The sequence below is a fragment of the Flavobacterium psychrophilum DSM 3660 = ATCC 49418 genome, assembly GCF_002217405.1.
In the GTDB taxonomy this organism is placed as follows: Bacteria; Bacteroidota; Bacteroidia; order Flavobacteriales; family Flavobacteriaceae; genus Flavobacterium; species Flavobacterium psychrophilum.
This window is the reverse complement of sequence record NZ_MUHE01000018.1, coordinates 1-9,417: the sequence shown is the minus strand read 5'-3', so window position 1 is coordinate 9,417 and position 9,417 is coordinate 1. Positions and strand designations below refer to the sequence as shown.

The window sequence follows — 9,417 nt, the reverse complement described above, 5'->3', positions numbered from 1 at the left end:
GCTTTTTTTATTAATCATTAACTTTTTTTATCTCAACCTCAAAAATTTGATCAAAAATATCAAAAATACTGCTGGCATTTTTTTTTCTGCTAGCAATTTCTATTTGGCAAGATTCTTCCATTTTTTGAGAAACTATTGTAATATTCTTTTCTTTTATAACTCGCATTACTTTGTTCATATTCTTATAATCAAACCCAACTACAAAATGAATGTTTATCGTTTTTTCGATGATTTCAGATTCATCGAGCGCCATTTGCGCTGTAGTTTTGTAGGCAGTAATAAGCCCGCCAACTCCTAATTTGATACCGCCAAAATAACGAACTACAACCACTAAAATATTAGTTACATTATAAGATTGTATTTGTCCGTAAATAGGCATTCCAGCACTGTTGTTGGGTTCGCCATCATCATTGGCACGATATTGTATTTTATCGGTTCCAATTTGATAAGCATAGCACCAATGTCTGGCTGAGAAATGTTGCTTTTTTAAGTTTTCGATGTGCCTTTTTACGTCTTCTTCTGAAGTAATTGGAAACGTGTAACCAAAAAATTTGCTGTTTTTTTCTTTAAATAAAACCTCCGTTGCTGGTTTATTGATAGTAAAATAAGTGTCTTGTATTTCCAAAAAAAAAACTTTTAAGAATTTGTTAGATGTGATTTGTTTACTATAAATTTTAATTTTTCATTCCTTATTTAACAGATTATTTAAGAATAAATTTTTTGTCAAAAAGCTGGGTAATATCTTCTTTTTCAGGAATGATATTCCAAATTTGCATACCTAAAGCGGCTGCTATATCTGTGTTTTCTTTTTTATCATCTATAAATAGAGTGTTTTTTGCTAGCAAGTTATGTTTTCTGATAATGTAATCGAAAGCTTGCGGATCTGGTTTGCATACGCCAATTTCGAAAGAAAAATATACTTTTTCGAAACATTGGTAAAAATCTCTAGTAAATGTTGCACCAAGCATGTGCTCGAATTTCTCAATATGAGTTTCATTAGTATTGCTTAGTAAAAATAATTTATAATTTAGCATAGACAATTGTTGCAAAAATTCTAATCTTTGTAACGGAAAATCTAAAAGCACCAAGTTCCAAGCTGTTTTTAGGTCATCTATAGAAGCGTTTGGGATTATTTTTTTAAGTTCAATCATAAACTGAGCTTCGGTTATTTTTCCTCGTTCAAATTCTTGGTTCAACTTTTCGAGTTCATCATTCCAGGAGTTTAGACCTAATTTTTTTAGCGCATTAAGCGAAGCTTTACTATCAATATTGATAAATACATCGCCAAAATCGAAGATAATAGTGTTAATCATGGTTCAAATAGATTAATAGTTCGTCATTGTCTATTTTGCTTCTTTTTACTCTTTTGCTAGTAATTACGGGTGCTTTTGTACCACTAGAAAACAGCTCTTGTCCTACAAAAATTCTTGCTTCGTCCCACAAATTTGCGTCTATAAAGGTTTGCAAAGTTTGCCTGCCGCCTTCTATAATTACCGATTGTAAATTATTATCGAATAAAAACGATACAATTTGTAAAGCTACATTTTCAGAATAATTAATTGTTTTATCAGAGATTACAAATGTTTTTTGGCGAATATCAAATATATGATTTTCTTTCGGAATTCTATTATTTTTGTCTAAAACTATTCGGGTAGGGTTTTTTCCTGTCCAATCTCGAACATCTAATCTTGGATTATCGTCAATAGCCGTTTGGGTTCCCACGAGTATGGCTTGTTCCTCGGTTCGCCATTTGTGTGCTAATTGGCGGGAGTAAATATTGGTAATCCAAACTGGTTTTTGTTCGTTTTTTAATAATGGTGCAATAAATTGGTCTTTAGTTTCTGCCCATTTTAATATAATATAAGGTCGTTTTTTTTCGTGAAAAGTAAAAAATCTTTTGTTAGATTCTCTACATTCCGCTTCAAGAATGCCTACTATTACATTGGCACCCGCTTCTATTAATTTTTTTATACCTTGACCCGATACTTTGCTGTTAGAATCGACAGTACCAATAACCACATTTGGAATTTTATATTTAATAATCAAATCGCAACATGGTGGCGTTTTGCCAAAATGACTACAAGGTTCTAAACTAACATAAATTGTCGATTTTGCTAATAAATCTTTGTTTTTTACAGATAAAATAGCGTTTACTTCGGCATGATTTCCGCCATAAGCAGCAGTATAGCCTTCGCCAATAATTTTATTTTCAAAAACAATTACCGCACCAACTGATGGATTAGGCATTGCGGCTGGCAAACCATTTTTAGCTAATTCGATGCAACGTTTTATATATTTTTCATGTATCTTCACTTCGCAAAAATAAAACTTTTAGTTTATAAGTTTAAGAGTTTAAGGGTTTAGTTTTATGATAATTATTAGAGAAATTCAACAGAAAGACAATGAGGTAATTGCAAAAATTGTTCGCAATGTTTTGATGGAGTTTGGTGCGCCTAAAGTAGGAACGGCTTATGCTGATCCGCAATTAGATTTTTTATTTGAAACGTATCAAAACCCTAAAACAAAATATTTTATTGTACAAAAAAACGAAAATATTATTGGCGGTGCAGGAATTGCACCGTTAGAAAACGAAGCGAACACCATTTGCGAACTTCAAAAAATGTATTTCTTGCCAGAAGCTCGAGGATTAGGAATTGGGCTTCAATTAATGAACAAATGTCTTACTATTGCTAAAAATTTTGGATACGAAAAATGCTATTTAGAAACCATGCCTTACATGGAAGCAGCCCAGAAATTGTATAAAAAAGTTGGTTTCGAGTATCTTTGCGAACCTATGGGAAATACGGGGCATACTTCTTGTCCTGTTTGGATGATCAAACATTTAACAATTGATAATAAATAATAATGTTAATAAAAAATTACAGAACACAATTTGTACAAGCACTGGCTTCAATTTTTGATGAAAAAGAGATCGAAAGCTTTTTTTATATCATTTTAGAAGCTTTTCACCAACTAAAACGGGTAGATTTGGTTTTAAGTCCTGATTTAAAATTAGACAACATTCAGTTGTTGCAATGGGAAACGGTTTTGTTGCAACTCAAAGAGCAAAAACCAATTCAGTATATATTAGGCGAAACCCAATTTTTTGGTTTGCCTTTTTATGTTAATGAAAACACACTAATTCCTCGCCCTGAAACGGAAGAATTGGTTGAATGGATTATTAAAGAAAATTTAAAGATTAGCAGTTTAAAGAATTTAAAAATTTTAGATATTGGTACTGGTTCTGGTTGCATTGCGATTTCGTTAGCAAAAAACCTTCCAAATGCTTCAGTTTTTGCGATAGATGTTTCTGATAAAGCTTTGGCAACAGCCCAAAAAAACGCCGTACTAAACGAGGTAGATATTACTTTTATAGAGAAAAACATCCTTCAAACGGAAGATTTAAACCAAGAATTTGATATTATAGTTTCTAATCCGCCGTATGTTCGAAATTTAGAAAAAAAGGAAATTCATAAAAATGTATTGGAATATGAACCACATCTAGCGCTTTTTGTAGAAGACAATGATTCATTACTTTTTTATCGAAAAATTACAGAATTAGCTACAAGAAATCTTTCCAATAATGGTCAATTGTATTTCGAAATTAATCAGTATTTAGGCAAAGAAACAGTCGAATTGTTAGAAAAATATAATTTTAAAAATACAACACTTAAAAAAGATATTTACGGAAATGATAGGATGATTAAGGTGAATTTCAGATAACAAACTCCATGTTTAAGAAATTTCAGAAATGAAAACCTACTCGTACCGCAAGGCTTCAATAGGATCTAGTTTCGATGCTTTTATAGCGGGATAAGAACCAGAAACGACTGCTACTATAAAGCTTACAATAAAAGCAGCAATAATTGCCAGCCAAGGAATTACAAATTCGAACTTAATTAAAATCGCAATAGCATAACCTATTAGGATCCCAAAGACAATCCCTAGTAAGCCACCCAACTGACCAATTACTAAAGTTTCCATAAAAAACTGCAGGGCAATAGTGCTTTTTTTAGCCCCCAATGCCTTTCTAACTCCAATTTCTCGGGTTCTTTCGGTTACAGAAACCAGCATAATATTCATGAGTGCTATCGATGAGCCTAAGATTGTAATAATCCCAATTAGCCATGCCGACCAGCCTAAATATTGTGTAATGCCTAGTATTTTATTAATTAAATCATCGCTTCTAGAAACCGAAAAATTATCGTCTTCAATAGGACTTAATTTTCGTACTTTGCGCATAGCAATTGTTGCATTATCTATCGCATTACTTAGTAATTCCTTTTTCTCGACCATTATGCTAGTCGTATAATTTATGTTGGGCGTGGTAAACAAAGTTCTCGCTACTTGTATGGGAATCATAACCCGTAAATCCTGACTATTGCCAAAAGTAGATCCTTTTTCTTCTAAAACGCCAATGACCTTAAATTTTGCCCCACGAATAACAATCGTTTTATCAATAGGATTAATATCTTTTAATAATTTTTTTTCAAAATCAGCACCTAGTACACAAACATAAGTATTGTTTTCTATATCAAAATTAGTAAAATTCCTACCTTTTACTACTTTAAGTCCAGCATTGGGCATAAAATATTCATCTACCCCTAAAACAGAAGCTTCGGGATCGGTTTTTTTAGTTTCAAATTTTACTTCGGCTTTCGATGTTGCTGTAAATGAAACAGAGGTATTGGTAAACGGATATTTATAATTTTCTTTAAACGCTTTGGCTTCGGTATAAGTAATGGTAGGGTTTATTTTTTCTCTTTCGTCGCCACCTCTTCTTCGTGTCAAATTCTTATACTGATTTATCGAAAAAGTATTAGAACCCATCGACGCAAAATCATTAGACAAAGTATTTTCTAAAGCAGAAACTACAGTAAGAATTCCCACCAAAGCCGTAATTCCAATAGCAATAATAAGCACTGTCAAGATGGTGCGAAGCATTTGCGTTCTTATAGAACCCAACGCAATTTTTACATTTTCTTTAAATAATCCTAGCATAATACTTATTTGACACGAAATTACAGATTTTGTTACAACTTTCTATTTAAAATTTTATAAATAGGCTAAAAAACAAGATATTTGTAAAAGTTTTAGGAGCGAATAGCTTGGGATTTTTTTGTAATCCATTTTCCTGCTGTCGCTACAATCTGTTTCGTTCCAAAAAACGAAACAGGATTTTCGCTTCCATCAGGGCTAAAAAGCAATTTTTAAAACCTTCTGCAATCGAATAACCAAATAATCGAATAACCAAATAATCGAATAACCAAATAATCGAATAACCCGAATACACAAAAAATGAAACCAAGCATACCCAAAGGAACCCGTGATTTTTCGCCAGCAGAAGTAGCAAAACGCCAATATATTATTCAGAAAATGAGAACTCATTTCGAGAAATTTGGTTACCAACCTATAGAAACCCCTTCGTTCGAAAATTCTGAAACCCTAATGGGAAAATACGGAGAAGAAGGCGATCGATTAATTTTTAAGATATTAAATTCTGGAAATTTCTTTTTCAATAAAAAGAAAATAGAATTGCCTGAATCCATACAGTCACTTCAGCTTAATTCTGCCGAAACTATTGCTGTAAATGAGCTAGTCGAATTAAATAAATTTACCAACAATATCTCAGAAAAAGCCCTTCGTTACGACTTAACCGTACCTTTTGCACGTTATGTGGTACAGCACCAAAACGAAATCGAATTCCCTTTTAAACGCTACCAAATACAACCCGTTTGGCGAGCAGATCGTCCGCAAAAAGGACGTTTTAGAGAATTTTATCAGTGCGATGCCGATGTGGTAGGATCTACCTCATTATGGCAAGAAGTAGAACTAGTACAATTGTATGATTCTGTTTTTACCGATTTAGGTTTAAATGGCGTAACGATCAAAATTAACAACAGAAAAATATTATCAGGAATTGCCGAAGTGATTGGCGCATCAAACAAATTAATAGATTTTACCGTAGCCCTAGACAAACTAGATAAAATAGGGGAGGACGGCGTAAAAAAAGAAATGATCGAAAAAGGAATTTCTGAAACGGCTATCGAAAAAGTACAACCATTATTTAATTTTGCAGGTTCTATTTCGGAAAAAATAGCAAAATTATCTGTTTTGCTTGCTGCATCTACAGAAGGAATGAAAGGGGTTGAAGAACTGCAATTTATTTGCGATAATGTAACTGATTTAGGATTAAGTTCTGCCATTTTAGATTTAGATGTAACCCTTGCTCGTGGTTTAAATTATTATACAGGAGCCATTTTTGAAGTAGCTCCGCCAAAAGCGGTTGCCATGGGATCTATAGGTGGTGGTGGTCGTTACGATGATTTAACAGGAATTTTCGGGCTTAAAAACATGAGTGGCGTGGGAATTTCTTTTGGGTTAGACAGGATTTATCTAGTTATCGAAGAATTGGGTTTGTTTCCAGAAACGGTAACCACAACTTCTAAAGCTATTTTCCTGAATTTTGGTCAAGAAGAAACAAAATATGCTATGAAAGCCATTACCCAATTGCGAAAAGAAGGCATAAAAGTAGAATTGTATCCTGACAATGCAAAAATTGCCAAACAGTTTCAGTATGCCGAAAAGCGAGGCATTCTGTTAGCTATTATTGTGGGTAATGATGAGATGCAAAACAACCAGTTTGCTGTAAAGAATTTGGTTTCTGGCGAACAACAAAAAGTTTCTTTTGACGAATTGAAATCATTACTTCAATAAATCATTTTGTCATTTCGACGAAGGAGAAATCTCATCAAAATTAATTATAAGATTTCTCCTTGGTCGAAATGACAAAAACTCACTTATTTATTCAAACTATTTACTTCTAGGATGAAAAGTTTGCATAACTTGGCTTAAATGTTTCCTATCTACATGCATATAAATTTCGGTAGTGGTTATAGACTCGTGTCCTAACATGAGTTGTATAGATCGCAAATCGGCACCATTTTCTAGCAAATGTGTGGCAAACGAATGTCGGAAAGTATGCGGACTTATTACTTTATTTAAGCCAATTTCTACCGCTAGATTTTTTATAATGGTAAATATCATAGCTCTTGTAAGTTGCCTTCCTCTTCTGTTTAAGAATAAAGTATCCTCGTGCCCTTTTTGTATGGAAAGTAAATTTCTATCGGTATTTTTATAAATCTCAATATATTTTTGTGTGTACTCACTTATGGGTACAAACCGTTGTTTGTTTCCTTTTCCTGTTATTTTTATAAAACCTTCGGCAAAAAACAAATCGGAAATTTTTAGCGAAACCAGTTCCGAAACTCGCAAACCGCAAGCATATAATGTTTCTAGCATGGCACGATTGCGTTCGCCTTCGTTTGTGGTTAGGTTTATAGCAGCAATTAGCTTGTCTATATCTTCTATATTTAATGTGTCTGGCAATTTTCGTCCCAAACGTGGGGTTTCTATGAGTGCTAACGGGTTGTCGGGGCGATAATCTTCGAAAATAAGATAACTAAAAAAACTTTTTAATCCAGAAATGGTTCTGGCTTGCGACCGTGGGTTTACGCTTTTAGATATTTCGTAAATAAATTGCTGAATCGTTTGCTCATTTATATTTACGGGCGAAACATGAATATTATTGTCTGACAAATAATGGTTTAATTTCTCGATGTCGAGCACATAATTAGCCACAGAATTTTTAGACAATCCTCGTTCTATTTTTAAGTAGGATTTAAAACTATTTATATAACCATTCCAATTCATTAGGGCAAAGTAACGAAAATTTTGGGCATAAAAAAATCCCGTCTCGTAATTACGAAACGGGATTTCTTAAAAAGTAATTTTTTGGAATATTAGAAATTTTTAGAGATACCAACGCTTACTTGTTTTCCGAAATTCAATTCGAAATTGTTTGCAGCTTTTGCACCATCAGCATCAGCTTTCATAGTATTATATCCTAAACCTCCGATAGCGAAGTTAAGACAAAATCCTTTTTTCATATCAACCCCAATAGCAGGTGTTACACCAATGTAAAAACCGTTATATTTTAAATCTGTTGATCCTGGTCTGTTAACTGATGTTTTTCCAGATTGCATACCAACACCTAAATCAGCAAAAGCAGAGAAAACACCAGCTAATGGTTGTGCATAACGAAAGAAAGCACCAATTTTAGTATTAGTATGTACTGTTTCTTGAGATATTCCAGGAAGTGTAATTGGACCAAAACTAATACTACCAGTAGTACTGGTTTCAGTATTATTTCTAAAGCTACCTTCAATACCTACTGTCATGTTTTCAGAAAATTGGTAACCAACTTTTGGAGAAAAATCGAAACCAGAACTTTTTGTATCACCTTGTGATGTAGAGTTAAAACCTACAGTTCCAGCAACTAAAATAGAACTTTTTTGTGCATTAGCAAAACCAAATGCGAATACTGCAATAGCAGTTAATAAAACTTTTTTCATTATTTTTTAATTTAAAAATTATTCGTCGAAAGTAGTATTAATTAGTGTTTCAAAAATAAAAAGTAAACACTAGTTATTAACAATTTTTAAACAGCTTATTGTTAGGTAATTAACGGCTTAAAATGATGGTAAATGGAGAAAAAGTACCTTTTTTGTTCTTAAATATTGCAGTTTTTTTTAATTAAAAAAGCACAAGATTAGCTGTTAAGTGGTTTTTTTGTCAGAAAATACATTTTTTTACTTCAAAAAAGGAATTTCATTTTGCTAATACTTTAATATATAACTGAAATAGTTACTTTTACAAAAGTGTTGTGCCGTTTTGTTGTTTGTTGTAATGCAATAACAAATTATGCCGTTTTAGTTAAAAAAATACTGTAATATTTGGTGCGTATATTGTTATTCCTATGTTTGTATTTTATTTAGGATGTACTAAAATTAAAATAAATTTACTAAAAAGGTATTGCTACACACAATTTAAACAAAAAAACAAGCAAAAGTTATTTATAAGTATGAAAATTATTATTGTAAACGGTCCTAACCTTAATCTTTTAGGAAAAAGAGAACCAGAAATATACGGAAGTAAAAATTTTGAAGATTATTTTGAAGCATTAAAAACTAAATTTCTTATGGCAGAATTAAGTTATTACCAAAGTAATGTAGAAGGCGAAATTATAAACAAACTGCAAGAAGTAGGATTTACTTATCACGGTATAATTCTTAATGCGGGTGCTTATACCCACACCTCGATAGCTATTGCCGATTGCCTAAAGGCAATAACAACGCCAGTGGTCGAGGTTCATATTTCTAACACTTTTTCTCGAGAAACTTTTCGCCATCAATCTTATATTTCGCCAAATGCAAAAGGCGTAATTATTGGTTTCGGGTTAAAAAGTTATGATTTGGCAGTAGCGTCATATTTATAATATTTTTCACTCTTTATGATAACTCTTCGCCATGGCTACCCAACTATTTTTTGCTAGAGTCATAATACCAATTTAGCTTT

Annotated in this window: 10 protein-coding genes; 4 read left to right on the top strand and 6 right to left on the bottom strand. The window is 32.5% G+C overall.

Annotation, left to right across the window (positions count from 1 at the left end):
• Positions 1–10: 10 nt before the first annotated feature.
• From B0A57_RS05305 to ribD, 3 genes are all read right to left on the bottom strand, one after another.
• Positions 11–625 (bottom strand): IMPACT family protein, encoded by a 615-nt coding sequence (locus B0A57_RS05305; protein WP_011964127.1) that lies wholly within the window; start codon positions 623–625, stop codon positions 11–13.
• A 76-nt stretch (positions 626–701) separates the two neighbouring features.
• Entirely contained in the window at positions 702–1,313 is a 612-nt protein-coding gene (locus B0A57_RS05300) for an HAD family hydrolase (RefSeq protein ID WP_011964126.1), read from the bottom strand.
• The gene (gene ribD, locus B0A57_RS05295) at positions 1,306–2,313 is read right to left on the bottom strand and encodes a bifunctional diaminohydroxyphosphoribosylaminopyrimidine deaminase/5-amino-6-(5-phosphoribosylamino)uracil reductase RibD (RefSeq protein WP_011964125.1); all 1,008 of its coding nucleotides are present in this window, start codon (positions 2,311–2,313) and stop codon (positions 1,306–1,308) included. Before ribD ends, B0A57_RS05300 begins: the two co-directional genes overlap by 8 nt.
• 55 nt (positions 2,314–2,368) lie before the next feature.
• On the opposite strand from ribD, the gene B0A57_RS05290 reads away from it, so the two are divergent.
• Both B0A57_RS05290 and prmC read left to right on the top strand, forming a co-directional pair.
• Positions 2,369–2,863, top strand: coding sequence for a GNAT family N-acetyltransferase (locus tag B0A57_RS05290; RefSeq protein WP_034098800.1), 495 nt, complete (start codon positions 2,369–2,371; stop codon positions 2,861–2,863).
• A gap of 2 nt (positions 2,864–2,865) precedes the next feature.
• A complete protein-coding gene (prmC, locus tag B0A57_RS05285) occupies positions 2,866–3,723 on the top strand; it encodes a peptide chain release factor N(5)-glutamine methyltransferase (protein ID WP_011964123.1) in 858 nt (285 codons plus the stop codon).
• A 36-nt stretch (positions 3,724–3,759) separates the two neighbouring features.
• On the opposite strand, the gene B0A57_RS05280 is transcribed toward prmC, so the two are convergent.
• A complete protein-coding gene (locus B0A57_RS05280) occupies positions 3,760–5,001 on the bottom strand; it encodes an ABC transporter permease (protein WP_011964122.1) in 1,242 nt (413 codons plus the stop codon).
• 297 nt (positions 5,002–5,298) lie between these two features.
• Here B0A57_RS05280 and hisS point away from each other — a divergent pair, with 297 nt between their 5' ends.
• The gene (gene hisS / locus B0A57_RS05275) at positions 5,299–6,717 is read left to right on the top strand and encodes a histidine--tRNA ligase (protein ID WP_011964121.1); all 1,419 of its coding nucleotides are present in this window, start codon (positions 5,299–5,301) and stop codon (positions 6,715–6,717) included.
• A gap of 96 nt (positions 6,718–6,813) precedes the next feature.
• Here hisS and xerD read toward each other — a convergent pair whose 3' ends face one another.
• Positions 6,814–7,713, bottom strand: coding sequence for a site-specific tyrosine recombinase XerD (gene xerD, locus B0A57_RS05270; RefSeq protein ID WP_011964120.1), 900 nt, complete (start codon positions 7,711–7,713; stop codon positions 6,814–6,816).
• An 89-nt stretch (positions 7,714–7,802) separates the two neighbouring features.
• A complete protein-coding gene (locus B0A57_RS05265) occupies positions 7,803–8,414 on the bottom strand; it encodes an outer membrane beta-barrel protein (protein WP_034098796.1) in 612 nt (203 codons plus the stop codon).
• Positions 8,415–8,923: 509 nt separating this feature from the next.
• Here B0A57_RS05265 and aroQ point away from each other — a divergent pair.
• Positions 8,924–9,337, top strand: a complete 414-nt coding sequence (aroQ, locus tag B0A57_RS05260) for a type II 3-dehydroquinate dehydratase (protein WP_034098829.1) — start codon at positions 8,924–8,926, stop codon at positions 9,335–9,337.
• Positions 9,338–9,417 lie beyond the last annotated feature (80 nt).

Bases quoted from the DNA above. Each gene is read 5' to 3' on its own strand.
- B0A57_RS05300 (WP_011964126.1), bottom strand. From the start codon at position 1,313: ATGATTAACACTATTATCTTCGATTTTGGCGATGTATTTATCAATATT.
- B0A57_RS05290 (WP_034098800.1), top strand. From the start codon at position 2,369: ATGATAATTATTAGAGAAATTCAACAGAAAGACAATGAGGTAATTGCA.
- prmC (WP_011964123.1), top strand. From the start codon at position 2,866: ATGTTAATAAAAAATTACAGAACACAATTTGTACAAGCACTGGCTTCA.
- B0A57_RS05280 (WP_011964122.1), bottom strand. From the start codon at position 5,001: ATGCTAGGATTATTTAAAGAAAATGTAAAAATTGCGTTGGGTTCTATA.
- hisS (WP_011964121.1), top strand. From the start codon at position 5,299: ATGAAACCAAGCATACCCAAAGGAACCCGTGATTTTTCGCCAGCAGAA.
- xerD (WP_011964120.1), bottom strand. From the start codon at position 7,713: ATGAATTGGAATGGTTATATAAATAGTTTTAAATCCTACTTAAAAATA.
- B0A57_RS05265 (WP_034098796.1), bottom strand. From the start codon at position 8,414: ATGAAAAAAGTTTTATTAACTGCTATTGCAGTATTCGCATTTGGTTTT.
- aroQ (WP_034098829.1), top strand. From the start codon at position 8,924: ATGAAAATTATTATTGTAAACGGTCCTAACCTTAATCTTTTAGGAAAA.